At 71.6% G+C, this 23,127-nt stretch carries 28 protein-coding genes; 16 read left to right on the top strand and 12 right to left on the bottom strand.

The window, feature by feature from the left end; translation table 11 throughout:
* Positions 1 to 108: 108 nt before the first annotated feature.
* From ETD83_RS24450 to ETD83_RS24440, 3 genes are all read left to right on the top strand, one after another.
* A complete protein-coding gene (locus tag ETD83_RS24450; RefSeq protein ID WP_138647514.1) occupies positions 109 to 531 on the top strand; it encodes an SDR family oxidoreductase in 423 nt (140 codons plus the stop codon).
* A 94-nt stretch (positions 532 to 625) separates the two neighbouring features.
* Positions 626 to 1,525, top strand: coding sequence for an RNA polymerase sigma factor SigJ (gene sigJ / locus ETD83_RS24445; RefSeq protein WP_230421145.1), 900 nt, complete (start codon positions 626 to 628; stop codon positions 1,523 to 1,525).
* Between the two features lie 79 nt (positions 1,526 to 1,604).
* Positions 1,605 to 3,776, top strand: coding sequence for an MMPL family transporter (locus ETD83_RS24440; RefSeq protein WP_138647510.1), 2,172 nt, complete (start codon positions 1,605 to 1,607; stop codon positions 3,774 to 3,776).
* A 21-nt stretch (positions 3,777 to 3,797) separates the two neighbouring features.
* Here the strand turns inward: ETD83_RS24440 and ETD83_RS24435 are convergent, their stop codons facing one another.
* The gene (locus ETD83_RS24435; protein WP_138647509.1) at positions 3,798 to 4,814 is read right to left on the bottom strand and encodes a TerC family protein; all 1,017 of its coding nucleotides are present in this window, start codon (positions 4,812 to 4,814) and stop codon (positions 3,798 to 3,800) included.
* Positions 4,815 to 5,578: 764 nt separating this feature from the next.
* The gene (locus ETD83_RS24430) at positions 5,579 to 5,941 is read right to left on the bottom strand and encodes a DsrE family protein (protein ID WP_138647507.1); all 363 of its coding nucleotides are present in this window, start codon (positions 5,939 to 5,941) and stop codon (positions 5,579 to 5,581) included.
* Positions 5,942 to 6,127: 186 nt separating this feature from the next.
* Between ETD83_RS24430 and ETD83_RS24425 the strand changes: the two genes are divergently transcribed.
* From ETD83_RS24425 to ETD83_RS24410, 4 genes are all read left to right on the top strand, one after another.
* Positions 6,128 to 6,613: an FABP family protein gene (locus ETD83_RS24425; RefSeq protein ID WP_138647505.1), complete on the top strand. Its 486-nt coding sequence runs from the start codon at positions 6,128 to 6,130 to the stop codon at positions 6,611 to 6,613.
* Between the two features lie 334 nt (positions 6,614 to 6,947).
* Positions 6,948 to 7,364, top strand: coding sequence for a Fur family transcriptional regulator (locus ETD83_RS24420; protein WP_138647504.1), 417 nt, complete (start codon positions 6,948 to 6,950; stop codon positions 7,362 to 7,364).
* Positions 7,365 to 7,374: 10 nt separating this feature from the next.
* Positions 7,375 to 8,373 (top strand): CAF17-like 4Fe-4S cluster assembly/insertion protein YgfZ, encoded by a 999-nt coding sequence (gene ygfZ, locus ETD83_RS24415; RefSeq protein WP_138647502.1) that lies wholly within the window; start codon positions 7,375 to 7,377, stop codon positions 8,371 to 8,373.
* Positions 8,374 to 8,453: 80 nt separating this feature from the next.
* Positions 8,454 to 8,942 carry a hypothetical protein gene (locus tag ETD83_RS24410; RefSeq protein ID WP_138647501.1) on the top strand — a complete coding sequence of 163 codons (489 nt, stop codon included), beginning with the start codon at positions 8,454 to 8,456 and terminating at the stop codon, positions 8,940 to 8,942.
* Positions 8,943 to 8,978: 36 nt separating this feature from the next.
* Here the strand turns inward: ETD83_RS24410 and dtd are convergent, their stop codons facing one another.
* On the bottom strand, positions 8,979 to 9,404 hold the full coding sequence (gene dtd / locus ETD83_RS24405) for a D-aminoacyl-tRNA deacylase (protein ID WP_138647499.1): 426 nt from the start codon (positions 9,402 to 9,404) through the stop codon (positions 8,979 to 8,981).
* A 20-nt stretch (positions 9,405 to 9,424) separates the two neighbouring features.
* Between dtd and ETD83_RS24400 the strand changes: the two genes are divergently transcribed.
* Positions 9,425 to 10,252: a BKACE family enzyme gene (locus tag ETD83_RS24400; RefSeq protein ID WP_138647497.1), complete on the top strand. Its 828-nt coding sequence runs from the start codon at positions 9,425 to 9,427 to the stop codon at positions 10,250 to 10,252.
* A gap of 64 nt (positions 10,253 to 10,316) precedes the next feature.
* Positions 10,317 to 11,297, top strand: coding sequence for an asparaginase (locus ETD83_RS24395; protein WP_138647495.1), 981 nt, complete (start codon positions 10,317 to 10,319; stop codon positions 11,295 to 11,297).
* Positions 11,298 to 11,310: 13 nt separating this feature from the next.
* On the opposite strand, the gene ETD83_RS24390 is transcribed toward ETD83_RS24395, so the two are convergent.
* From ETD83_RS24390 to ETD83_RS24365, 6 genes are all read right to left on the bottom strand, one after another.
* Positions 11,311 to 11,736 carry a hypothetical protein gene (locus ETD83_RS24390; protein WP_138647494.1) on the bottom strand — a complete coding sequence of 142 codons (426 nt, stop codon included), beginning with the start codon at positions 11,734 to 11,736 and terminating at the stop codon, positions 11,311 to 11,313.
* A gap of 63 nt (positions 11,737 to 11,799) precedes the next feature.
* Positions 11,800 to 13,053 (bottom strand): CynX/NimT family MFS transporter, encoded by a 1,254-nt coding sequence (locus ETD83_RS24385; RefSeq protein ID WP_230421144.1) that lies wholly within the window; start codon positions 13,051 to 13,053, stop codon positions 11,800 to 11,802.
* Positions 13,054 to 13,376: 323 nt separating this feature from the next.
* Positions 13,377 to 13,640, bottom strand: a complete 264-nt coding sequence (locus ETD83_RS24380; protein WP_138647492.1) for a hypothetical protein — start codon at positions 13,638 to 13,640, stop codon at positions 13,377 to 13,379.
* Positions 13,641 to 13,730: 90 nt separating this feature from the next.
* Complete coding sequence (locus ETD83_RS24375) at positions 13,731 to 15,404, bottom strand: DUF2207 domain-containing protein (RefSeq protein ID WP_230421143.1); 1,674 nt, start codon at positions 15,402 to 15,404, stop codon at positions 13,731 to 13,733.
* Between the two features lie 171 nt (positions 15,405 to 15,575).
* Positions 15,576 to 16,757: an RNA-guided endonuclease InsQ/TnpB family protein gene (locus ETD83_RS24370; RefSeq protein ID WP_138647489.1), complete on the bottom strand. Its 1,182-nt coding sequence runs from the start codon at positions 16,755 to 16,757 to the stop codon at positions 15,576 to 15,578.
* A complete protein-coding gene (locus ETD83_RS24365) occupies positions 16,754 to 16,918 on the bottom strand; it encodes a toxin-antitoxin system HicB family antitoxin (protein WP_171064408.1) in 165 nt (54 codons plus the stop codon). Before ETD83_RS24365 ends, ETD83_RS24370 begins: the two co-directional genes overlap by 4 nt.
* A gap of 279 nt (positions 16,919 to 17,197) precedes the next feature.
* On the opposite strand from ETD83_RS24365, the gene ETD83_RS24360 reads away from it, so the two are divergent.
* The 7 genes from ETD83_RS24360 to ETD83_RS24330 all read left to right on the top strand — a co-directional run bounded on the left by ETD83_RS24360 (position 17,198) and on the right by ETD83_RS24330 (position 21,429).
* On the top strand, positions 17,198 to 18,076 hold the full coding sequence (locus ETD83_RS24360) for a neutral zinc metallopeptidase (protein ID WP_138647486.1): 879 nt from the start codon (positions 17,198 to 17,200) through the stop codon (positions 18,074 to 18,076).
* 97 nt (positions 18,077 to 18,173) lie between these two features.
* The gene (locus ETD83_RS24355; protein WP_138647484.1) at positions 18,174 to 18,635 is read left to right on the top strand and encodes a helix-turn-helix domain-containing protein; all 462 of its coding nucleotides are present in this window, start codon (positions 18,174 to 18,176) and stop codon (positions 18,633 to 18,635) included.
* Entirely contained in the window at positions 18,632 to 19,135 is a 504-nt protein-coding gene (locus ETD83_RS24350; RefSeq protein ID WP_138647482.1) for a hypothetical protein, read from the top strand. The genes ETD83_RS24355 and ETD83_RS24350 overlap by 4 nt, the downstream gene beginning before the upstream one ends.
* Before the next feature lie 165 nt (positions 19,136 to 19,300).
* Positions 19,301 to 19,660: a DUF2516 family protein gene (locus ETD83_RS24345; RefSeq protein WP_205717850.1), complete on the top strand. Its 360-nt coding sequence runs from the start codon at positions 19,301 to 19,303 to the stop codon at positions 19,658 to 19,660.
* A 24-nt stretch (positions 19,661 to 19,684) separates the two neighbouring features.
* Entirely contained in the window at positions 19,685 to 19,981 is a 297-nt protein-coding gene (locus ETD83_RS24340; protein ID WP_138647481.1) for a type II toxin-antitoxin system prevent-host-death family antitoxin, read from the top strand.
* Positions 19,974 to 20,216 (top strand): hypothetical protein, encoded by a 243-nt coding sequence (locus ETD83_RS24335; RefSeq protein ID WP_138647479.1) that lies wholly within the window; start codon positions 19,974 to 19,976, stop codon positions 20,214 to 20,216. The genes ETD83_RS24340 and ETD83_RS24335 overlap by 8 nt, the downstream gene beginning before the upstream one ends.
* Before the next feature lie 100 nt (positions 20,217 to 20,316).
* Positions 20,317 to 21,429 carry a WD40/YVTN/BNR-like repeat-containing protein gene (locus ETD83_RS24330; protein ID WP_230421142.1) on the top strand — a complete coding sequence of 371 codons (1,113 nt, stop codon included), beginning with the start codon at positions 20,317 to 20,319 and terminating at the stop codon, positions 21,427 to 21,429.
* Positions 21,430 to 21,441: 12 nt separating this feature from the next.
* Here the strand turns inward: ETD83_RS24330 and ETD83_RS24325 are convergent, their stop codons facing one another.
* From ETD83_RS24325 to ETD83_RS45445, 3 genes are all read right to left on the bottom strand, one after another.
* A complete protein-coding gene (locus ETD83_RS24325; RefSeq protein ID WP_138647478.1) occupies positions 21,442 to 22,311 on the bottom strand; it encodes a hypothetical protein in 870 nt (289 codons plus the stop codon).
* The gene (locus tag ETD83_RS24320) at positions 22,308 to 22,841 is read right to left on the bottom strand and encodes an RNA polymerase sigma factor (RefSeq protein WP_138647477.1); all 534 of its coding nucleotides are present in this window, start codon (positions 22,839 to 22,841) and stop codon (positions 22,308 to 22,310) included. Before ETD83_RS24320 ends, ETD83_RS24325 begins: the two co-directional genes overlap by 4 nt.
* Before the next feature lie 94 nt (positions 22,842 to 22,935).
* Positions 22,936 to 23,058 (bottom strand): hypothetical protein, encoded by a 123-nt coding sequence (locus tag ETD83_RS45445; RefSeq protein WP_268920488.1) that lies wholly within the window; start codon positions 23,056 to 23,058, stop codon positions 22,936 to 22,938.
* Positions 23,059 to 23,127: the final 69 nt, after the last annotated feature.

Genomic DNA, 23,127 nt, shown 5'->3' with positions numbered 1-23,127 from the left:
CACCCGCACTGGTGACCAGGTAGCCGATCACAGCTCCCAGCAAACGTGGCCGGGCCAGGGCGAAACCGCCCAGGCCCGGCCACGTGAGAATGGCGGGCGCGCAGGCGGGTGCGGGACCTGGCGAGCCTGGATTCGCTGTTCGAGCACGTCCAGGACGGGCTGGACATTCTCGTCAACAATGCCGCCATCAATCCTCCGACCGCCATTCGCGACGTCACCCCGGAACTGTTCGACCGGGTGATGACGGTGAACGCGAAGTTCCCGCTGCCGGCGATGCGCCGGGCGGAGCCCCTGCCGCGCGACGGCGGGCGCGTCGTGAACGTCTCGACGCTGAACACCGTCCTGCCGGTGCCGGGGCTGGCGCTGTACTCGGCGAGCAAGGGCGCGCTGGAGCAGACCACGGCGTTCACGGCGCTGGGGCGGCTCGGCACGCCCGAGGACATCGCCGGCGTGGTCGCGTTCCTCGCCGGGCCGGACGGACGCTGGATCACGGGTCAGAACATCCGCGCGACCGGCGGTTTCGTCGTCTGAGCGGTGTCCGTCCTGGCCGGAGATGTCACGTTGATGAGGGCTATGTCGTCCTTGGCGTATGGATGTGACACCTGGTACCGGGGGCGGACCGGTCGTGGACGAACTCGCGCAAGCCTTTGAAGTGGAACGGCCGAGGCTGGTGCGCATCGCCTACGCGACGCTCGGGTCGCTGGCCGAGGCCGAGGACTGCGTCCAGGAGGCGTGGCTGCGGCTGCGCGGCCTGGACGACCCGGGGGAGATCCGCGACCTTCCGGCCTATCTGGTCCGGATCGTCGGGCGGCTGGCGCTGGACGCGCTCGGCAGCGCCCGGGCCCGCCGCGAACGGTACGTCGGGACGTGGCTGCCCGAGCCCCTGGTCGGGGACGCCTCGCCCGCCGCCGACCCGGCCGATCGGGTGACGATGGACGAGCAGATCAGCATGGCCATGCTCGTCGTCATGGAGAGCCTGTCGCCCGCGGAGCGGACGGCGTTCCTGCTGCATGACGTGTTCGGGGTGCCCTTCGACGAGGTCGCGGAGGTCGTCGGACGGTCGGCGGTGGCGGTGCGGCAGCTCGCGTCGCGGGCCCGGCGGCACGTGGCGGAGGGCCGGCCGCGCTTCCCGCCCACGGCGGACGAGCAGCGGGTGCTGGTCACGGCCTTCCTGTCCGCCTGCCAGAACGGCGACCTCGACGGCCTGATGGAGATCCTGGCCCCCGAGGTCGTGCTGCGCGGCGACGGCGGCGGCAAGGTCAGCACGGTGCCGCGCGTCATCCGCGGCGCGGACGAGGTGGCCGCGGCGATGCTCGCCTTCAGCGGCGTCCCCGCCCTCAATGGCGTCCGGGCCCCCGAGCTGCGGGTGACCACGATCAACGGTGCGCCGGGGGTCGTCGCGCGTGGGATCGACGGCCACCTGTCCGTGGCGGCCATCACGGTCGACGCTGGACGGATCGTCGCGGTCGACGTCATCCGCAACCCCGACAAGCTCACCACCGTCCAGGAGCTCGACGCCGGCTGACCCTGCCCGGCCTGCTCCGCCGGTGATCTCGCACGCACACACTCGACTACTGAGAGTAACGAACTGTGAGGGAAAGGTCATGACACTTACGGAGGAAACGCGGACCGAGGCGGTGCACCCGCCCACGGGCTTCTTCGCCCGCGTCGCGGGATTCGCCCATCGGCGGCGCTGGCTCGTCCTGGTGCTCTGGGTCGCGGTCCTCGCCGGGGTCTGGGGCGCCGCGACGCTGGCCGGTGACGACTACCGCAACGACAACTCGCTCCCGGGCACCGAGTCCCAGGAGGCCGCCGACCTGCTGACCGAGCACGGTCTCGGCCGGGCCGGTGACACGATGCAGATCGTCCTGAGCAGCGAGGCCGGGCTGAACGCCCCCGCGACCAGGCGCCAGGTCGAGACCATGCTGGCCGAGGTCGCCGCGCTTCCGAAGGTCGCCCAGGTTCGCAGTCCGTACGCCGACCCGTCCGCCATCGCGCCCGGCGGCAGGATCGGCTACGCCACGGCGGTGCTGGACGTCCCGTCGACGCAGATGACCAAGCCCGACAGCGAGCTGGTGTACGAGACCGCGGCGAAGGCGGAGCGCAACGGGCTCCGGGTCGAGCTGGGCGGCCAGGCGGCGCGGCTGCTCGCCGCGGGCGAGGGCGGGACGGCCGAGGGCATCGGGCTGCTCGCCGCGATGGCCATCCTGGTCCTGATGTTCGGCACGTTCATCGCCGCCGGGCTGCCGATCATCACCGCGGTGTTCGCCGTCGGGTCGACGCTCGGTGTGATCATCCTGGCGTCGCACGCGTTCACGATCGCCGACTGGACGCCGTACGTGATGATCCTCGTCGGGCTCGGCGTCGGCATCGACTACGCCCTGCTCGTCTTCGCCCGGTACCGCGGCGAGCTGGTGAAGGGCACGCCACCGGGGCAGGCGGCCGTCGCGGCGCTGGACGTCGCGGGCCGGACGGTGTTCTTCGCGGGCTGCACGGTGATCCTCGCGCTGCTCGGCCTGGTGGCGCTCGGCCTCGGATCGCTGCAGGGCATGGCTCTGTGCGTGGCGCTGACGGTGCTGGTGACGATGCTCGCGTCCCTCACCCTGCTGCCCGCGCTGCTCGGCGTGTTCGGGGCGCGGTTCGCGCGCCAGTTCACCGAGCGGGCCGCGAAGCGGGCGGCGAAGGGCAAGGCGGACGAGGGCGCGATCTGGCGGCGTGTCGGCGGCCTGGTGCAGCGCCGCCCGTGGGCGGCGCTGCTGGTGGCCGGGGTGCTGCTGGGGGCGCTCGCCGTCCCGGCGCTGGGCATGCGGTTCGGGTTCGCGGACGCGGGCAACGACCCGAAGGGCACGACCAGCCGCGAAGCCTACGACCTGCTGTCGCAGGGCTTCGGCCCCGGGTTCAACGGGCCGCTCCTGCTGGTGGTGCGGGGCGGCGAGGGAGGCCCGGCGAAGGCGGGCGCCGCGGTCACGCAGGCGCTCCGGGACGTCGACGGCGTCAAGGCCGCGGGCGCTCCGATTCCCGCCCAGGACGGGCGGATCGCCACCATGCTCGTCTTTCCCACCTCGTCGCCGCAGGCGGAGGAGACGACGGCGCTCGTCTCGACGCTCCGCGACGACGTCCTGCCCGGAGTGTCGGCGAGCAACGGCGCCGACGTGCTCGTCGGCGGGGCCACCGCCGCCGCCGAGGACTACTCGGCGAAGGTCGCGGACCGCATGCCGCTGTTCATGGCGATCGTCGTCGGGCTGTCGATCGTCCTGCTGATGGCGGTGTTCCGCTCCGTGCTGATCCCGCTGAAGGCGGCGGTGCTGAACCTGCTGAGCATCGGCGCGGCGCTCGGCGCGATGAAGCTGGTGTTCCAGGACGGCCGGTTCGGCGTCGAGGCCGCGCCGATCGAGGCGTACCTGCCGGTCATGGTGTTCGCGGTGGTGTTCGGGTTGTCCATGGACTACGAGATCTTCCTCGTGTCCCGGATGCGCGAGGAATGGCTCCGGACGGGGGACGCGGCGCACGCCGTCCGGGAAGGGCTGGCCCGCACGGGATCGGTGATCACCGCGGCCGGTGCCATCATGGTCGTCGTGTTCGGCGCGTTCATGCTCAGCCCCGAGCGGCTGCTGCAGCAGACCGGTTTCGGGATGGCCGTGGCCGTCTTCGTGGACGCCGTGATCATCCGCTGCCTGATCGTGCCGGCGGTGATGCGGCTGCTCGGCCGGCACGCCTGGTGGTTCCCGCGCCCGCTGGCCCGCCTGCTGCCCGAGGTCCAGGTCGAGAGGGCCTGAGAAGCGGGGAGGAGGAGCCCGTCACCGGGTGGCGGGCTCCTCCTCCCGCTTCTTCTCGCGAGGCTTGCGGAGGGACCCGGGACGGGCCTTCTCCTCGGGGTGGTGATGGACGCGGACGAGGCTGGCGCCCGTGGTGAACAGCAGGATCGCCAGGATCACGCCCAGCGACAGCGGCGTCGGGATCTCCGGGATGGACTTGCTGACGTCCTCGTGCAGGAATTGCAGGATCAGCTTCACGCCGATGAACCCCAGGATCGTCGACAACCCGATCGTCAGGTAGACGAGCCGTTCCAGCAGCCCCTCGATGAGGAAGTACAGGGCGCGCAGGCCGAGGAGGGCGAACGCGTTGGCGGTGAAGACGAGGAACGGGTCCTTCGTCACGCCGAACACGGCGGGGATGGAGTCGAGCGCGAACAGGACGTCGGTGCTGCCGATCGCGACGAACACCAGCAGCAGCGGCGTCACCACGCGGCGGCCGTCCTCGTGCGCGAGCATCCGGCCGCCGTGGAAGTCGGTGCTCACCGGGAAGAGCTTGCGGGCGCGGCGGACGAAGAAGGTGTCCTCGACGTCGGGCTCCTCGTTGCGGTGCCGGACGAGCTGGACCGCCGTCCAGATCAGGATCAGCCCGAAGAGCAGGAACGTGAAGGAGAACAGGTTGATCGCCGCGGCGCCGATCGCGATGAGAACGGCCCGCAGGATGAGCGCCGCCGCGATGCCGAACAGCAGCGTCTTCTGCTGGTACTCCGCGGGCACGGCGAACCGCCCCATGATGATCACGAAGACGAAGAGGTTGTCGACCGACAGGCTCTTCTCGACGACCCAGCCGGAGAAGTACTCGGTGCCCGCCGTCGTCCCGGCGACGGCCCACACGGCGAGGCCGAACAGGATCGCCACGGCGATGTAGAACACCGACCAGAACGCGGCCTCCCGGAGCCCGACCGCATGCGGGCGCCGGACGGCGACGAGCAGGTCGAACACGAACAGCGCGATGACCAGGGCGATCGTCGCGCCCCAGGCCCATGCGGGTATGTCGACCATCCGGCTGCTCCACTCGGTAGGGCGTCGGCCGTCCCCGTCTCAGTCCAGTGGATCTATATCCGTTCTGCGGCGCTTATACCTTCTCCCCTGTTCTCCTGGGGGTTGCCGCACTCATGCGGATCTGAGTATCCGCGCCGATGCGCCCGACCTCCGCGGACGGTCAGGCTGCGGGCATGAACACGTCCCGATGGCTTCCTCTCGCTCTCTTGGCCAAGGCGGCCTTGGCCGCCCTCCTCGCCCTCGCCGTGGCCTTCCCCGACTGGGACCGGTTCGCGGACAAGGCGATGGGCGTCCGTGTCGCCGCCTACCCCGCCGCCGTCATGCTCGTCACGCTGATCTGGGCGCTGCGCGGGCGCGGCAAGGCGTTCCCGTGGGACATCGACCTCCTCGTGACCGCGCCGTTCCTCATCGACGTCGCGGGGAACGCCGCCGACCTGTACGACACCGTGGGGTGGTTCGACGACGCCTGCCACTTCGGGAACTGGGCCCTGCTGTGCGCCGCCGCCGGGCCGGCCCTCCGCCGGTGGGGCGGTCTCAGCGGCTGGACGCTGGCGCTGGGCTGCACCGGGATCGGCGCGGTCGCGGCCATCGTCTGGGAGTTCTTCGAGTACGGCGTCTTCATCCTCGACACCCCCGAGGCCGTCACCGCCTACCGCGACACCATCGGCGACCTCATGCTCGGCCTCGGCGGGGCCGTCGTGGCGGGCCTGGCGGTCGCCGCCGCGTCCACCCGCCGGGCCGCCGCGTCCACCCGCCGGGGCGGGTCAGTAGACGAGGGCCTGGGCGTCGTCCATGGTGATCTCCTCGACGAAGGTCGGCGCGCCGGCGATGCGGATGCCGGGCAGGACGTCGTCCGGGCCGATGTCGCGGCGGGCCGCGCACTGCGTGCACAGGGTGACGCGCCCGGCGGAGAGGATCACGGTGAGCAGGTCGTCCAGGGGAGTGGCGTGCGGCAGTGAGAACCCGGCCGCCCGCCCCGGCAGCGCGAACCACGCGGACTCGCCGGTCAGCCACAGGGACACCGGCACCCCGCTCGCGGCGGCCGCGGCGGCCACGGTGAAGGCCTGGTTGCAGCGTTCGGGGGCGTCCGCGCCCGCCGTCACCTTGATCACCAGCGGTCTCGCCATGGTTGAACTCTAGCCCGGCGGGGCCGCGTAGCATCCTGCGATATGGGTGGGATGTTGAACGCGGGGGTCCTCGTCGTCTTCCTGGGGCTCGTTGTGGTCTCCGCCGTCCTGCTGGTGGTCCGCCTCGGACGCCTCAAGTGATCGTCGGATGCCTCAGGCGATCGGACGCCGCTACGCTCGGTGCCCATGGATCCTGAGCTGCATCCGGACCTCGAGCCGCTGAAGTTCCTCCTCGGCACCTGGGAGGGCGCCGGCGTCGGCGGCTATCCCACGATCGAGTCGTTCAACTTCGGGCAGGAACTGTCCTTCACCCACATCGGGAAGCCGTTTCTGAGCTACGCGAGCCGGACCTGGCTGATCGAGGAGGACGGCACGCTCGGGCGCCCGCTGGCCACCGAGACGGGGTACTGGCGGCCGCGTCCCGACAACCAGGTCGAGGTGACGCTGGCCCACCCGACGGGCATCGTCGAGATCTACGTCGGCACCGTCGCGTTCAGCCGGGTGGAGCTGCGGACGGACGTCGTCGCGCGCACCGAGTCGGCCAAGGAGGTGACGGGCGGGCACCGGCTGTACGGCATGATCGGCGAGGACCTCGGCTGGGCCTACGACATGGCGGCCATGGGCCACACACTCCAGTCCCACCTGTCCGCGCAGCTCAAGAGGGTCGCCTGACATGAGCGATCCCCGGACCTTCCCGCGTGGGCGGGGCGATGGACAGGACGGGTCCATCGGTCCGGGGACCGGGTAACTGCCTGGGATTCGCCGGTCACCGTCGCGACCGGTTGCCGCCACCGGAGGCGGCGGCGCCGAGGCGGAACGGCGACTAGCGGACAGTCACCTCGCGAGTCCTACAAGAAACCATTGTTTAGGACCACCTCCTTTCGCGCGTACAACGCACGCTATGTGAGCCCCCGCGATGGGGCAAGCAAGTTTTCCGTGGGTGAACACCCGGGCCCGGGAGCCGGCAGCCGGACCGGTGCCACCGGACGGGATCTAGACTCGGACCATGGTCGAGTCGTGGCAGGAGGAGCTCCGGGCGAAGGGGTACCGGGTCACCCCCCAGCGCCAGCTGGTCCTTGAGGCTGTCACCAACCTGGAGCACGCGACCCCGGAAGAGATCTGCACCGAGGTGCAGCGCACCGCCCGCGGCGTGAACATCTCCACCGTGTACCGGACGCTGGAGCTGCTCGAAGAGCTCGGGCTGGTCAAGCACGCGCATCTCGGGCACGGCCCGCCGAACTACCATGTGGCGGCCGAGGCCGAGCACATCCATCTGGTGTGCCGGGGCTGCCACACCGTCCAGGACGTCGACCCCAGCGCCGCCGCCGGGCTGGCCGAGGGCCTCCTGCGCGACTTCGGCTTTGAGACGGACGTGCACCACCTCACGGTCTACGGACGGTGCAGGGAGTGCCGCGGGACATAACCTGGGTTGCATGGAGAGCCCGCTGCTGCAGTCGCCCGGAGCCGTCCCCGCCGATGCGCCCGACCAGGAGGTCGCCGCGCACTACGGCGAGCCCGCGCAAGAGCAACGCGCGCTGGAGGACGGGACCGCCTTCGTCGACCGGAGCAACCGGGGCGTCGTCCGCGTCTCGGGGCCTGACCGGCTGAGCTGGCTGCACAGCCTGCTGAGCCAGCACCTGGACGCCCTGAAGCCGTTCGAGCCGGCCGAGGCGCTGCTGCTCGGCCCCAACGGCCACATCGAGCACCACCTCTCGCTGATCGACGACGGCGAGGCCGTCTGGGCGCACGTGGAGCCCGGCGCGGCGCCCGCGCTGGTGGAGTTCCTCGACCGGATGCGGTTCATGCTCCGCGTCGAGGTCGCCGACCTGTCGGGCGACCACGCCGTCATCACCGTCCCGGGTCCCGCCGGTCAGGGCGAACTCGCCTGGCCGGACGTCGCCGGAACCGTCACCCGGATCGTCCCGCGAGCCGAGTTCCCCCGGGGGCTTCCGGAGGGGCTGCGCCCTGCCGGGCTCTGGGCGTACGAGGCGCTCCGGATCGCCGAGCATCGCCCCCGGCTCGGCCTCGACACCGACCACCGGACGATCCCGCACGAGGCGGGGTACGTCGAGACGGCCGTCCATCTGAACAAGGGCTGCTACCGGGGGCAGGAGACGGTCGCCCGCGTCCACAACCTCGGACGTCCGCCGCGCCGCCTGGTCTTCCTGCACCTGGACGGGAGCGTCGACCGGCTGCCCGCCCGCGGCGCCGCCGTCGAGATCCCGGGCGGCCGGACGGTCGGTTTCGTCGGCTCGTCGGCCCGGCACCACGAGCTGGGCCCGATCGCGTTGGCGCTGGTCAAGCGGAACGTCCCGGTGGACGCCGAGCTCCTGGCGGACGGCGTCGCCGCGGCGCAGGAGGTCATCGTGTCGCCGGAGACCGGTGCGAACGCGCAGATCGATCTCCGGCGGCGGCCCGCGAAACACGGGTAGAACTCCGACCACTGGGGCAAAATCGTCTAAGTTAGACGATTTCTGACCGGTCGTGGCGCGGGGAAGGCGGATTCCTACCGATGGTCGCGAACCTGGGGAAAGATCCACCGGCGGCCAGGAAGGGGGCCCGGCGCCTTCCGCGCAGGGAATCCGCGCTGGTGTGGTGGGCCCTGTTCGCCGCGATCGCCGGTGTCGCCCTGTGGCTGCAGTCATGGCGCGTCGCGCTGCTCGGGCTCCTGACGTGGTGCCTGTACCAGTTCGTCCTCGTCCCGACGCTGTGCCGGGTGCTGAAACGGGAGGGCTATCCCTGCGCGGAACGCGTCCGCGGGCGCCTGTTCGCCTGCGGGCCCGCCCACCAGCAGCTGAAGAACGACGCGCTATGGCGCCTCATAGGGCTCCGCAACCCGTTCCAGAAAGGCGACGAGGACGACGACGACCCCGAGACCGGCGGCGTCGTCCACTCCCCGGACGTGCGCGGGCGCCTCACCCCGGCCGACCGCGTCCTCATCCTCCTCGCCGGTCTCGGCACGGTCGCCACCCTGATCGGCATGATCTACGGCTTCCGCTGACCGGGCCGCCCGGCACCGGCGCTCAGACGTCGGCGATCAGATGTCCACGATCAGCGTGATCGGGCCGTCGTTGACGAGGGCGACCTTCATGTCCGCGCCGAACTCGCCCGTCTCGACCTTGGCGCCGAGCACCCTCAGCTCCTGGACGACCGCCTCCACCAGCGGCTCCGCGACCGGCCCCGGCGCGGCAGCCGTCCATGTCGGGCGGCGGCCCTTGCGCGCGTCCCCGTAGAGGGTGAATTGGCTCACGACGAGCAGCGGCGCGTTCACGTCCGAGCACGACTTCTCGTCCTGCAAGATCCGAAGCCCCCACAGCTTGGCCGCCAGCCTGCGGGCCTTTCCGGGGTCGTCGTCGTGCGTCACGCCGACGAGGACCAGCAGCCCCGGCCCCTCGATCGCCCCGACGACCCGCCCGTCCACGGACACGCTGGCCTGACCCACCCTCTGGACTACCGCACGCATGAGCATGCATTCTGCCGCCTATGGGAGCAACGACGCTCATCACGGTGGCACCGACCGGGGCGGAGTCCGCCAAGGCGGATGTTCCGGGCCTGCCCGTCACCCTGGATGAACTGGTCCAGACGGCCAAGGAGTGCGAGGCGGCCGGGGCGGCCGTGATCCACGTGCACATCCGCGACGACGACGCGCGGCCCACGCTCGACCCGGTCCGGCTGCGGGACACGGTGCGGGCGCTGCGGGAGAGCACGGGGCTGATCGTCCAGCTGTCCACGGGCGGCGCGGTCACCGACCCGTACGAGGACCGCCTCCGCGTCCTGGACGCCGAGCCCGACATGTGCTCGCTCACCTGCGGGACGGTCAATTTCGGCGACGACGTGTTCATGAACCCCTGGCCGTTCATGGTGGAGCTCTACCAGCGCACCCAGGCGACGGGGGTCGTCCCGGAGTTCGAGCTGTTCGATCTCGGCCACGTCGCCGCGCTGCACCGCCTCCTGGACAAGTACGGGCCCCCTCACGGCGGGCACGTCCACTGCGACCTGGTGATGGGCGTGCCGGGCGGGATGCCGGGCGACGCGCGGACGCTCGTCGCCGCCGTCGAGGCCCTCCCGGACGGCGCGACGTGGTCGGCCACCGGCATCGGCCGCACGTCCCTGCCCGTCCTGCTCGCCGCCCTCTCGGCGGGCGGGCACCTGCGGGTCGGCATGGAGGACACGGTCACGTTCGCGAAGGGGCGGCCGGTGACGGCGAACGTCCAGCTCGTCGAACGCGCCGCGCAGGCCGCCCACCTGGCGCAGCGTCCGCCCATGCCCGCCCCGGACGCCCGCGCCCTCCTCGGCGTCGAACCGCGCTGACCCGAGAAAGATCGGGGCTGAGCTGGGTAGTCGAGCATCAGGGAACGCGGACGGAGGGGGAGCGGTGGAGATCAATCCTGTGCTGGTCGAGGTGGAACGTTCCGGGTTCGTGGAGTCCCGGCATCGCGGGGCGGCCGTCGGGTTCGCCGCGGACGGGACGGTCGCGGTGCGCGCCGGGAACCCCGACGTGCCGATCTTCCCGCGCTCGGCGAACAAGCCGATGCAGGCCGTCGCGATGCTGCGGGCCGGGCTCGACCTGGACGGCGAACTGCTCGCGCTCGCCGCCGGCAGCCATTCGGGCGAGGACTTCCACGTCGAGGGGACGGAGAAGATCCTCGCCGGGGCCGGGCTGGGGGCCGATGACCTGCGCTGCCCGGCGGCCTGGCCGCTCGACCCCGAGACGCAGCAGGACGTCGCCCGGAGCGGCGGCGGGGCGTCGCGGCTGCGGATGAACTGCTCCGGCAAGCACGCCGCCATGCTCGCGACCTGCGTCGCGGTCGGCTGGCCCACCGCGTCCTATCTCGATGCCGGGCATCCGCTGCAGGTCGCCGTCCGGGAGACGGTCGAGGAACTGGCCGGTGAGCCGGTCACGGCGGTCGGTGTCGACGGGTGCGGCGCGCCGCTGTTCGCCGTGTCCACGTCCGGGGTGGCGCGGGCGTTCCGTGCCCTCGTCCTGGCCGGTCCCGGGACGCCCGAAGGCCGGGTCGTGGAGGCGATGCGGACGCATCCGCAGTGGACGTCCGGGACGCGGCGGGAGGAGCGGCGGCTGATGGACGCCGTCCCCGGCCTGCTGGTCAAGTGCGGTGCGGAGGGCGTCGACGTGTTCGCGCTGCCCGGCGGCCGCGCCGGCGCGGTCAAGATCGACGACGGGGCGATGCGGGCCCGGACGCCCGTGACCGTCGCGCTCCTGCGCGCCCTCGGCGGCCACGAGGGCGTGCCGCAGCCCGAGGCCGCGGCGCTGGACGAACTCTCGGTGGTCGAGGTGCGCGGGGGAGACGGCGTCGTCGGCGCCATCCGTCCCGCGCCGGACGTCTTCGGGCGGTAGCCGCCCGGCGCGGCTAGCCGGGGCCGCCGCTCCTGGTCTCCCTGTCCTTGGCCGCCTCGTCGTCCTTGAGCTCCTCGAACTCCGCCTTGAAGATCGTCTGCTCGTACAGGACGCCGTCCGGCCAGGGCTTCTTCGGCTCCCGGCCGGGCTGGGGGTTGTCGCGCCGGAACTCCTCCCACTGCGACTCCCGGCTCGGCGGGTAGCTGTGCGAGAACATGCCGGGCCGGTAGGTGTAGGTGCCGCCCTGCTCCATCCCGCGATGGTTGTGCTGGTCGTTCCTGCGCTCGGGGTGGATCTTCCGGGACGAGGCCAGCACCGTCATGGAGAGCCGGCCGACCAGCGCCACCACGGCGACGACCGGGATGATCCACGCCCACCAGTGGGCGCCGCGCGGGGCCGTCTCCGCCAGCGCGGGATCGGCCAGGATCGTGGCGAGCATGTCGGACCACCTCCCGGTGGTATCGGCCTGGGCACGGGGTCATTTAGGGATGTGTCCGCTTATTTACGCGTTAACCCCATCGGAGGCCGGTTCGACGGCTGTTCGAGCGGTGCGGCCGATCGAGCGGTTGCGTCCCGCCGCCAGCCCGGGGAGCGCCATGACGGCGCAGACGAGCAGCACGCCGGTCATCGGGACGGTCCAGCCGTCCGTGGCGTCGTGCAGCGCTCCGATCGCGAGCGGGCCGAGCGAGGCGAGGACGTAGCCGATTCCCTGCGCCATCCCGGACAACTGCGCCGCGACCTGGGCGTCATGGGCCCGCAGCCCGATGAACGAGAGCGCGGACGCGAACCCGAGGCCCTGCCCCAGCCCGAGGACGATCGCCCATCCCCAGATGGACTCGATCGGCGCCCACGTGGCACCGGCGAACCCCAGCATGGTCAGCGTCACCGTGGCGATCACCAGCGGGCGCTGGTCGCGCGTCCGCCGGGCCAGCACCGGGACCGCCAGCGACCCGACCGCCTGGACCCCCGCCGTGAGAGCCAGGGCGTATCCGGCCGGCGCCTCGCCCATCCCGCGGTCCTGGCAGAGCGTCGGGAGCCAGCCGAGGACGACGTACGCCAGCAGCGACTGCAGCCCCATGAACACCGTGACCTGCCACGCCAGCCTGGACCGCCACACCCGCGCCGCCAGCCCGCGCGCGGACGCCACGGGCGGGGCGGAACGCGCGGCGTGCGCGGCCCGGCGCGCTCGCGGCAGCCAGATCAGCCCGGCGAGCGCCGCCGGGATCGCCAGCAGGCCGAGCGGCAGCCGCCAGGAGGCGCCGAACGCGTCCTCGACCGGCACGGCCAGCCCGGACGCGATGGACGCCCCGCCCGACACGGCGACCGTGTAGATCGCCGTCACCGTCGTGATCCGCGCCGGATGGTCCCGCTTGATGATCGCGGGCATCGCGATGTTGCCGATGCTGATCGCGATCCCGGCCACCAGCGAGCCGGCGAACAGCGGGAACGGGGCGTCCAGCAGCCGCAGCAGCAGCCCGGCGACGAGCAGCGCCATCGCGGTGACCAGCAGCGTCTCGCCGCGCGGCGGGCGCCTCAGGAACGGCGCGACGAGCCCGTAGGAGCCGAAGAAGGCCAGCGGCAGGGTGGTCAGGGCGCCCGCCGCCGTCCCGGACAGGCCGAACGCGTCCCTGATCTCGGTCAGCACGGGCCCGACCGCCGCGATCGCCGGGCGGAGGTTGACCGCGACGATGACGATCACCAGCAGGGCGGCGGCCGTCCCCGCTCGCCGGTGCCGTCCGGTGGGCGCCTCCGTCACCGTCCCGCCCCGGCCACGGGCACCTCGCGGTCGAGCCTGATGGCGCGGATCGGCTCGTGAAGCCGGCCGATGAACAAGCGCATCGCCTCGATCAGCACCGGGTTTGGGACGTCAGACAGCTTACTGGTCGGAATCTGGCGATTTCGGGCGGGTCCGGCCCTGCTCAGAACCCGCGATGACCGCCGGGAGGGGTCTCGGCGGTCATCGCGGGCGCGGACAACGCCCGCCGGACGGGGTGTGGGGTGTGGGAACCGGATCCGGCGGGCGTCGCATGGGGGGCGCGCGTTGGTCGTCAACGGCATCAGCGCGGCACTGGCGAGGGGTCAGCGGGGCGGGACCGCGTCACGGCGCGTCCGCTGCGACGGGCTGCCCGAGATGACCCCGCCCTGCACGGGTCCGCGATGCGGCAACCCGGAGGCCCGTCCCCGGGGACGGTGCGGCGGCCGGTGCGACGCCAGCAGCGTCACCACGACCCAAAAGATGACCGCCAGGAAGATGACCGCGGGCCCGATGGCAAGGAAGTACGCGTCCCCGAGGCGGGTGGACTCCGCGAGGACGGAGCCCGCGAGAACGGGGCTGGGGAGCATGAGGAACACCTCCTCGCCCTGACCCCTACCCGCCGTCGGCTCCTTAACCGCCCTGCCGCATTTCGGTCGCAATGCGATGTGAAACGGGCCTCACAGGCCGCGGGACTGGGAGATGGAACCGGAGGTGGCGAGGGTGAAGGTGCGCATCGACTCGGCGAACTTCGACAGGTCCCATTCGGCCGGGCCCTCGTACCAGTAGAGGTTGTCGGCGCCCTCGGCGCGCTCGCCCGCGTCCTTCACCGTCTCGGCCCACTTCGGGACGGCGTCGAACACGACCGCGTACGGCAGGAACCGCGAGAACAGCGCGATCCGCTGCCGGGACGCGACCGCGTCGCCGTCCGGGATGGCGCCGCGCTCCAGGAACGCCCGGAACCCGATGGTGTGCGCGAGGACCGTGGCGCCGCGCGCGGTCTTCGCCGGCATGTACTGGCCGCCGTACGCCAGCGCGGCGCCCGCGATGATCAGCGCGAGCCCGGCGAGGGCCCATTCGGTGGTGAGGGCGAGCGCGACGGTCCCGGCGACGCCGAGCACGGTGATCAGGATGCCCGCGACCGTCCACCGGGACCGGACGGTGTCGGGCCGCCGCGCGAACCAGCCCTGCTTCACCACGTCGTCGTACATCGCGGACCTGACCTGGGCGAGCTTCGTGGCGAACGTCCCGCCGAGCTGCGACAGCTTGACCGCGTCGCGGCCGGTGCCGTCGGGGGCGGTGAGCAGCGCGTCCAGCAGGATCCGCTCGTAGGGCAGCAGCTCGACGACGGGGCGGTCCAGGCGGCGCAGCGTCCAGTCGAGGCGGCCGGACCGGGCCCTGTCCTCCTCCTCGATCAGCAGGTAGCCGCGGACGGCGAGGTCCACGATCGTCGCGGTCACGTCGATCACGTCGGCCTGCTCGTCGATCAGCGTGCCGATCTGGCCGGGGCGCACCCCGTCCGGCGGCTCGAACTCCGCCCCGGCGAGCGGCGGGTGGTCGCCCTCGGCGGCCCTCTTCACGACGACCCGGGCGTCGCGCCCGCGGAGCAGGTAGAGCGCGGCCAGCCCGCCGCCGAGCAGCACCAGCAGGCCGACGAGCGCGCCGCCGGTGACGGCGTTGACGGAGAACGCCGTCGCGATCGTGTGCCGCCGCTCGTAGATGGCGCGGCCGCCGGTCGTCCCGGCCGGAAGGCCCGCGACGACCGTGAGGTACTCGCCCGGCAGCATCCCCTGCTGCGCGTAGACGCCCTGCGTGTGCGTGTGGTTCGTGTAGTACTGCGTGCAGCCGATCGTGCTGCCGATCGGCCCGGTGAAGCAGTTGACGTTGCGGATGGCGGCGCCGCCGTCGACGATCGCGCGCGCCTCGTCCACCGGGACCTTCCAGCCGCCGATCACCGGCCAGCGCAGCTCCTCCGCCGCGCCCATCGGCGTGATCGCGCCGCGCACCTCGTACTCCAGGACGATCGTGCGGTTGCCGGTCAGCTCCTGGTCGCCGCTCACCGAGATCGTCGTCCTGGTGTCCTTGCTGGACGACGCGACCTTGGCGGGCCCGCCGTCCGGGCTGCTCGCCCGCAGCTTCTCGATCTTGTAGACGCGGTCCTCGGTGAGGCTCTCGTGGTTGCGCGTCGGGTACGTCCGGTCGAAGCCCTTGCCGCCGTCGAACCGGTAGACGATCGTCTCCTTCACCCGGGTCACACCACCCTCACCCGTGGTGAGGACGGCCTCGTCCTTCAGGACGCGCTCCGCCGCGGCGATCCGGACCCGCGCCGGCTCCGCCGCCGAAGCGGAGACCAAGGTCGACGCCGACAGAACGGCCGTTGCCGACAGAGCACCCGACAACACCGCAACCACCGGCCGCAACCGGCACATCGCCGCAAGAGCAGACATGGCCGCAAATGGTATCGGCAATGCGTGCGATGATTCTCTGCTGTGACTCCTCCGCCCCCTGAAGGGGGCGGCTTCTCGCTAAGCCGCTTCCGCAGCCTCACGAAGGGCAAGCCCTGCCCTGAGGATGTTGATCGCCGCGTTCACATCGGCGTGCGCGGTGTGCCCGCACCCCCGACATCGGAATTCGGCTTGGGTGACGCGGTTCCCCGATGCGCAGTGCCCGCAGGCGGCGCACGTGCGGGAGGTATTGGCGGGGTTCACCGCGATGAGCTCTCGACCGGCGCTTTCAGCCTTGTGCGCGAGGACCGTCAGGAACACCCCCCAACCCGCATCCAGGATCGAACGGTTCAGCCCCGATTTGGCCGCGACACACCGGCCGGGCTCGTCGATGGTGCCGGAGGCCGAGCGGATCATGTTCGCGATCCGCAGGTCCTCGTGCACGATCACGTCGTGGTCACGGACCAGCCGCAGCGCGGTCTTGTGGGCGGTGTCGAGGCGTTGGCGGCGCACCCTGGCGTGCAACGCCCCGACGCGGCGGACCGCCCCGCGGCGCCGGTTCGACCCGCGCTCGCAGCGTGCCAGGTCACGCTGCGCAGCGGCGAGCCGGTCGGCCGCCGACCGCAGGTGGCGCGGGTTGGTCAGGTGCTCGCCACGACTGGTCGTCACCAGGGACGCCACACCCAGGTCGACGCCTATGGCCGCGCCGGTCGCGGGCAGCGGCTGGGCGGGCACATCATCACACGAAAGGATCACGAACCAGCGTGCCCCTTCCCGCTTCACCGAGATCGTTTTCACCGTCCCGGCGATGGCCCGGTGCTGGTGGACGCGGACGTGCCCGATGCCCAGCAGGTATACGCGGGCGGCGGGTTCGTGGGGCCGGGAGTCCCAGCGCGCGCCGTTCTTACGGGCAGGCCATTCGACGGTGGCGAACCGGCCCCTGCCTTTGAAACGCGGATAGCCGGGGCATCTCCCGTCCTTGACACGGCGGAAGAACGCGGCGAACGCTCGTTCGACACGCCGCAGTGTCTGTTGCTGGGAACCGGCCGACCAGCGGCCCTGTCCGCCGGGGTCGGCGCGGCGGATCTCTTTCAGGTCGGCGGACTGATCGCCGTACCGGACCGTGACCCCGGCCGCCCGGTAGACGGTCCGGCGGTGTTCGAGGGCGGCGTTGTAGAGCTGCCGGTGGTCCTCCAGGCACGCGGCGAGCGCCCCGGCCTGACGTGCCGTCGGGCGCAGCAGGAACCTGAACGACCGCCTCACCGTCTGCGTCGCCGGTCCTCGGTGCGCAGCCCCTCGCCCAGAAGAAGACACGCGGCGGCGTTCATCGAGACGCCCGCCTCTTCGGCGTACTCCTCGATCCGCCGTTTCAGCGCGGGCGGCACCCGGAGGTTCAGCGACTCGCGAGGCGCTCCTCTAACCACAACCATGATGCTACCACTTTTCGAAGGGAGGGAGCGCGGATGCGCCCATGGCCTCAAGTCCAGGGCGTCCTCCGCGCGACCGTGATGGCTGGTCAGTACCCTCCCCCGCCACCGCGGCGCCCGGCGCAGCCGTACGGCGGTCCTGGCTACGGTCACGGTCCGTCCGGCTACGGTCTGCCCCCTGCCTACGGGTCGCCGGGACCGCCCCCGCCACCCGGACCGCCCTATCCGCCGCGTCCGCCCGGGCCGTACGGGCAGCCGCAGTACCGGTACGTCCCGATGCGCCCGAGGCCGCGCCGCAGCGCCGGCGGGACGATCGCGGGCATCTTCGGCGGCCTCACCGCGATGATCGTCCTCGGGATCCTCGGGCTCACCCTCTTCGCCGGGCAGGACGGCGTCTCCGGCACCCGGACCACCACCTCGTCCGGCGGCGGGACGTCCCCGCGCGAGAAGGCCACCGACAGCAAGCTCTACAAGACGGGCGTGCTGACGCCCGTGAGCTGCACGCTGCCCACCATCGAGCCGAGCGCCGCGTCCATGCGCCGGTTCATGGACGTCCTGAGCGACTGCCTGGACGTGTCGTGGTCGAAGCAGTTCGAGAAGGCCGGGCTCCCGTTCGACAAGCCCGACCGCGTGTTCTGGCTGGAGCCGGGGCGCAGCCCGTGCGGCACGTACCCGGCGCCGGGCGCGTCCGCGTTCTACTGCCCGGCCAACAACACGATGTACGTGGGGCTGCGGCACGTCGTCGAGACCTCGGGCGGGGAGCCGCTCTCCCACTACGCGGTGTTCGCGCGGGTCATCGCCCACGAGTACGGGCACCACGTCCAGGACCGCGCCGGCATCCTGCTCTACGCCGACCGCCGGATGGAGACCGGCGACACCGGCACCCGCAACGAGGCGAGCCGCCGCATCGAGCTTCAGGCGCAGTGCTTCGCCGGCGCGTTCCTCGGTTCGGAACGCGCCACGCTGCCGATGACGCAGGAGCAGTACACGGCGATGATCATCGACCTGAGGGGCCGCGGCGAGGACCGGCTGCCCCCGGAGGAGCGCGACCACGGCCTGGGACGCCACTACGCGGGCTGGGTCGTCACGGGCTACGACGGACGCCGGCTGACCCTCTGCAACACCTGGACGGCCCCGTCCTCCAAGGTCAGCTAGCCCGCCGGGTCAAGGAACCCCCATGTGAGGGGACTCACCCGGTAAGTGCTAGCTATCCTGCTTGCAATTGCAAGCACCATGACGCAGGGTGGGAGACATGGCTGGTTCGAAGGTCGGCTCGATCGGGGAGTACATCCGGGAACAGCGGACGCGGGCGAAGATCTCGCTGCGTCAGCTCGCGGACGTCTCGGGGATATCCAACCCGTACCTGAGCCAGATCGAGCGCGGCCTGCGCAAGCCGAGCGCCGAGATCCTGCAGCAGATCGCGAAGGGGCTGCGGATCTCCGCCGAGGTGCTGTACGTGCAGGCCGGGATCCTCGAGGTCCGGGAGGCCAACACGGATCTGCAGGCCGCCGTCCGCGCCGACGTCCTCCTCACGGAACGGCAGAAGCAGGTTCTGCTCGACATCTACGCGTCGTTCCTCAAGGAGAACGAGGCCGACGGCGTGCCGCCGGCGGGGTACGAGGACCCCGCACCGGCGCCCGGCGAGGTCACAGCCGAACCAGCCATGTCAGAACAGATCACACCGATACAGGACAGGAAGGAAGAGGTCGGATGACGCTGGCCAGCAACCTGCGAGAGAACAAGGCCGTGTACGCCGTGGCCGGCGCGGGCGACTTCGCGGTGCAGAAGCTCCGCGAGATGCCCGAGCAGATGACCAGGTACCAGGGGCGCGCCCGCGAGACCGCGACGAAGTACCAGGGCGAGGTCCGCGAGACCGTCGACCGCTACCGCGGCCAGGTCCGCGGCACCGTGGAGCGCTACCGCGGCGAGGTCTCCCGGTACCAGGAGCGCGTCGACGCCAAGGACCTGCCCGGCGCCGCCGTCGCCTACGCGACGCACGTCGGCACCCGGGCCTTCGGGTTCATCGACGAGCTCGCCGAGCGCGGCAAGAAGGTCGTCCACCGCGAGGCCACCGAGGCCGCCGAGATCACCGACGCCAAGCCGGCGGCCCCGAAGCCCCGCGCCGCGCAGACCCGCGCCCCGCAGGCCCGCGCCGCGCAGCCGAAGCGGAACAGCACGCGGACGCGGTCCACGACCAAGAAGAACGGCGCCTGAGCGCGACGTCCGTCAGGGCCCGGCCGGACCACCCGGCTGGGCTCTCGCGTCTTCCCGGCCGGCCGCCGCGGGCTCTTGGGTGGACGGCGCGCATAGGGTTGGGGTAGTGAGGCCCCGTGTGGGCGACGAGAAGTCGTCCGAGACGAGCAGGAGCGCTGATCGCCGATGTCGGACTTCAACGTGCTGGACTACTTCTTCTGGCTGCTGCTGATCATCGCGTTCGCGATGGAGGCGTGGGCGCTGATCGACTCGCTGACCGTCCCGGAGAGCGCGTTCAGCGCCGCGGGCAAGTGGCGCAAGAAGATGTGGACGATCGTCCTGATCGTCACGGTGGTCGTCGGCGGGGCCTACGCGGTCGCGCCCGCGGCACTCGGCGCCAGCCCGATCGCCCTGCTGCTCGGCATCCTCCCGGTCGCCGCGTTCATCGCCGCCGCCGTCTACCTCGCGGACGTCCGCCCGGCCGTCGCCCCGTTCAAGAAGCGCAACGGCGGCAACTCCCACTCCGGCCCCTACGGCCCCTGGTGACCCTCTGAAGTGTACACTTCGGGCATGGAAAGTGTTCCTTTGAAGGATGCTCGCACACGCCTCGGCAAGATTCACGCCGCGGCCGCTCACGGGCAGCCAGTAGAGATCACCCGCCATGGGTCCGCCCCTGTCGTCGTGGTCTCCAAGACCATGTACGACGTGATGTTCACCGACCATCTGCGCTGGCAGGCCGAGCAGTTCCGCAAGGCGCTCGACGAGGGGGTCGTCCCGGAGGGCACTCTCGTCATCCATCGCGACGACCTTGATCGTTGGCGCGACGCCAGTCCAGAGGAATGGGCGGCGGGCAGGCTTGATGCCTGACCATCTGATGATTCCGGCGCCGGTCCGCCGGCAGATGGCAGCACTTTCCGAGGGATTGCGGAAGCTTGTCTTCGATGTCGTCCTGTTGTTACTGGAACAGCCGCACCCGCCTGGCAGTCGCCCCTACGAAGGCGTTGCCGACATGTACTGGCTGGAACTGGACCAGGTGACGATCTACTACAACGCCTACGGAACAGGAACGATCATCATCCAGCAGGTCGTGGTCAACGACTGAGCACTAGCCACTACCCACGGGCCGCCCGCGCCCGGTGTTCAGGGGACCTCGTCCTGGTTGGGTCTGGACGCCTTGATCATCTTTCGTTACGTTGCGGCCTATGAATCCGATGCGGGCGCTGGCCCGGAAGGTGTCGCTCACCGGGGCATGCGCGGCGATGGTCGCGGCCTCCTTCGCGGTGCCGGGCACCGCGCACGCGGAGACCGCCGAGGGCGTGCCCGTCTGGACGGGCGGGCTCGGCTGGCGGGTCACGCCGACCGGATCCGAGGCGCGGTTCCGCGGCCTCGCCGCGGTCGGGCGGAAGACCGCCTGGCTGGCGGGCAGCGGCGGGACCGTCCTGCGGACCACCGACGGCGGCCGCACCTGGCAGAACGTGGCCCCGCCGGACGCCGCGGGCCTGGAGTTCCGCGACATCGAGGCGTTCGACGCGAAACGCGCCGTCGTGCTGGCCATCGGGGAGGGCGAGGCGTCCCGCGCCTACAGCACCTCGGACGGTGGCCGCACCTGGACGCTCGGCTTCAAGAACGACGAACCGAAGGCGTTCTACGACTGCATGACGTTCTTCGACTCCCGCAACGGGCTCGCCATGAGCGACCCGGTGGACGGCCGGTTCCGCATCATCTCCACCAAGGACGCGGGACGCACCTGGCGTGTCCTGCCGTCCGAGGGGATGCCCGCCGCGCTGGAGGGCGAGTTCGCGTTCGCCGCCAGCGGCCAGTGCCTGGTGAGCCACGGGAAGAGGGACGTCTGGCTCGCCACGGGCGGGGCGTCTCGCGCACGGGTCTTCCACTCCGCTGACCGGGGCCTCACCTGGACGGTCGCCGACACGCCGCTCCCGTCCGGCGCGTCCCAGGGCGTGTTCTCGGTGGCGTTCCGCGACTCCCGGCACGGCGTCGCGGTCGGCGGCGACTACCGTCCGGGCGAACCGTCCCCGGAGGCCGCGGCCATGACCAGCGACGGCGGCCGGACCTGGCACCCCGCGCAGCGTCCACCGGCCGAGTACCGCTCCGGTGCCATCTGGCCCCGGTACACGGGCCCGATCGCGATGGCCGTGGGCCCGACTGGCAGCGACCTCACCTTCAACGCCGGACGCACCTGGACCCAGTTCGACAAGGGCAGCTTCGACACCGTCGACTGCGCCCCTGACGGCGGCTGCTGGGCGGCGGGCGAAAAGGGCCGAGCCGCCCACCTCACCGCCCACCACCCCGGCTGACCGGCTCGGCGTTCAGGCCAGAACGGAGTCCTGCGGCTCGCGTTCCGTCCCGCGTCGAACCCGGAACACGCCCTCGCCGATCTCCTCCGAGTGACGCTCGACCAGCTCACGCAGGTTCGCGGGCCACGTGGTGGCCCGATCCCACACCGCGCCGGCGAGCACGTCGAGATCCAGGTCCCGCAGATGGGAAACGTTCACGCCGGACAGATCCACCGACTCCGCCTCAAGCGCTGAGGTCACCGCTCGAACCAGGACGAAAACGCTCTTCGACGTCCAGATGAGCCTGCCGTTGAGGTCGATGTCGATGACCTCGGCGACAACGCGGGCGTAGTCGTCGAAACCCCGGACGGAGTGGATGGCGTGGCGAAGGGCCCGGTTGAGGGCGTCGAAGAGCGCGAGGGTGCGGGCGACGGCGCGGGTGGAGTTGGGGTCCCGGGCGAGGTCCCCGGCGATGGCGTGGGCGCAGTTGAGATCGGTGGCCAGGCCGAGGGCCTGGGCGATGGCGCGAGCGGAGCCGAGCTCTCGGGCGAGGTCCTGGGCGGCGGCGCGGGCGGTGTTGGGGTAGCGGTCGCTGACCGTGATGAGGGCCTGCGTGAGCGTCATCAGATACGTCAGATGCTTGAGGTAGGGATCGGGGAGGTCCGCGCGGAGCAGCGCGTCACGGAGTTCGGGGACGCCTTCCGGCATCCGCTTCTGAGTGCGTTGGGTGAGGGCGCGGAGTTCGAGGATGACCAGGTCATCGCTGTGGTCGTCCATGAAGGCCAGCAGGCCGGTCGTGGGATCGGTGTGCTCTCGGGCGTGCCGGAGCAGGTCGTCATGCGCTTCCAGCAGCAAGCGGTCGAGTTCGGCGTCGGTGAGGGCGGCCGGATCGTGGTCGCTCATCGGGCCGTCCCCCCTTCCTGCGTGCGGCTGGACGCCAGGTGCCGGCGTAGCACCGTGCGGGCCTTGGTGCGCAGGTTGCGGACCTTCTGAGGATCGACGTCCAGGTGAGCGGCGATGACGCTGTCCGGGTGGCCGTCCAGGGTGAAGGCCATCACCGCGCGCGCCTGGTCGTCGTGAATGGCGTGCAGGGCCTCCAGCACTCTCATCGTCCCGGTCGCGAGGTCGGCCGGGTCGGGCTGAGGGCAGGAGTGGTCGGCGAGGAGGCCTTCCAAGCCCGAGAGTGCAGGCGGTTCACGGCGGCGGGTGCCGCCGGGCCGGTCGTGGCGGCGCAGCGCGATCGTGCGTATCCAAGCCTCCCGATTTCCGATCCGCTCCCAGGCCCCCGTCTTGTGCGCGGTGTGCCATGCCTCGATGAACGCCTCCTGGGCTGCGTCCTCGGCGGCTTCGAGCGTGGCGCGACGGGCGCACATCACGAACCGCACCACCTGCGGGTACTGCTCGGCGTAGAAGTCCAGGAAACGATTGCGCACGTCGGACACTTTGGCCCCGGGTTCTGGGACGGGGCCCGGCGAACGCCGCAATTGGTCTGCGTTGGCCTGACGGGGCGGCGGGTCGTTGCGGGTCTCATCGGGGGTCATCGCCGTCCCGCCCGCTCCGGGCACGGCCGTGTCCGGCCGCGAGGGGCAGTAAGGCGCTGATCAGGCCCAGCGCTGCCGTCAGCAGGTTGATCGCCGTGGCGACGGTCATGGGGGCTCCTTCCGCCCGCGAGGTGTGTCATCCACCTAGTGGGCGGGAGCCGCCATGATCGGTAAGGGC

Source organism: Actinomadura soli (genome assembly GCF_005889715.1).
Lineage (GTDB): Bacteria > Actinomycetota > Actinomycetes > Streptosporangiales > Streptosporangiaceae > Spirillospora > Spirillospora soli.
Note: the sequence above shows the minus strand (reverse complement) of the source record. Positions and strands in the feature narration are given on the sequence as shown.

Excerpts from the sequence above, each read along its gene's own strand:
- ETD83_RS24440 (WP_138647510.1), top strand. The coding sequence starts at position 1,605 with ATGACACTTACGGAGGAAACGCGGACCGAGGCGGTGCACCCGCCCACG.
- ETD83_RS24435 (WP_138647509.1), bottom strand. The coding sequence starts at position 4,814 with ATGGTCGACATACCCGCATGGGCCTGGGGCGCGACGATCGCCCTGGTC.
- ETD83_RS24430 (WP_138647507.1), bottom strand. The coding sequence starts at position 5,941 with ATGGCGAGACCGCTGGTGATCAAGGTGACGGCGGGCGCGGACGCCCCC.
- ETD83_RS24425 (WP_138647505.1), top strand. The coding sequence starts at position 6,128 with ATGGATCCTGAGCTGCATCCGGACCTCGAGCCGCTGAAGTTCCTCCTC.
- ETD83_RS24420 (WP_138647504.1), top strand. The coding sequence starts at position 6,948 with ATGGTCGAGTCGTGGCAGGAGGAGCTCCGGGCGAAGGGGTACCGGGTC.
- ygfZ (WP_138647502.1), top strand. The coding sequence starts at position 7,375 with ATGGAGAGCCCGCTGCTGCAGTCGCCCGGAGCCGTCCCCGCCGATGCG.
- ETD83_RS24410 (WP_138647501.1), top strand. The coding sequence starts at position 8,454 with ATGGTCGCGAACCTGGGGAAAGATCCACCGGCGGCCAGGAAGGGGGCC.
- dtd (WP_138647499.1), bottom strand. The coding sequence starts at position 9,404 with ATGCGTGCGGTAGTCCAGAGGGTGGGTCAGGCCAGCGTGTCCGTGGAC.
- ETD83_RS24400 (WP_138647497.1), top strand. The coding sequence starts at position 9,425 with ATGGGAGCAACGACGCTCATCACGGTGGCACCGACCGGGGCGGAGTCC.
- ETD83_RS24390 (WP_138647494.1), bottom strand. The coding sequence starts at position 11,736 with ATGCTCGCCACGATCCTGGCCGATCCCGCGCTGGCGGAGACGGCCCCG.
- ETD83_RS24380 (WP_138647492.1), bottom strand. The coding sequence starts at position 13,640 with ATGCTCCCCAGCCCCGTTCTCGCGGGCTCCGTCCTCGCGGAGTCCACC.
- ETD83_RS24360 (WP_138647486.1), top strand. The coding sequence starts at position 17,198 with ATGCGCCCGAGGCCGCGCCGCAGCGCCGGCGGGACGATCGCGGGCATC.
- ETD83_RS24355 (WP_138647484.1), top strand. The coding sequence starts at position 18,174 with ATGGCTGGTTCGAAGGTCGGCTCGATCGGGGAGTACATCCGGGAACAG.
- ETD83_RS24350 (WP_138647482.1), top strand. The coding sequence starts at position 18,632 with ATGACGCTGGCCAGCAACCTGCGAGAGAACAAGGCCGTGTACGCCGTG.
- ETD83_RS24345 (WP_205717850.1), top strand. The coding sequence starts at position 19,301 with ATGTCGGACTTCAACGTGCTGGACTACTTCTTCTGGCTGCTGCTGATC.
- ETD83_RS24340 (WP_138647481.1), top strand. The coding sequence starts at position 19,685 with ATGGAAAGTGTTCCTTTGAAGGATGCTCGCACACGCCTCGGCAAGATT.
- ETD83_RS24335 (WP_138647479.1), top strand. The coding sequence starts at position 19,974 with ATGCCTGACCATCTGATGATTCCGGCGCCGGTCCGCCGGCAGATGGCA.
- ETD83_RS24330 (WP_230421142.1), top strand. The coding sequence starts at position 20,317 with ATGAATCCGATGCGGGCGCTGGCCCGGAAGGTGTCGCTCACCGGGGCA.
- ETD83_RS24325 (WP_138647478.1), bottom strand. The coding sequence starts at position 22,311 with ATGAGCGACCACGATCCGGCCGCCCTCACCGACGCCGAACTCGACCGC.
- ETD83_RS45445 (WP_268920488.1), bottom strand. The coding sequence starts at position 23,058 with ATGACCGTCGCCACGGCGATCAACCTGCTGACGGCAGCGCTGGGCCTG.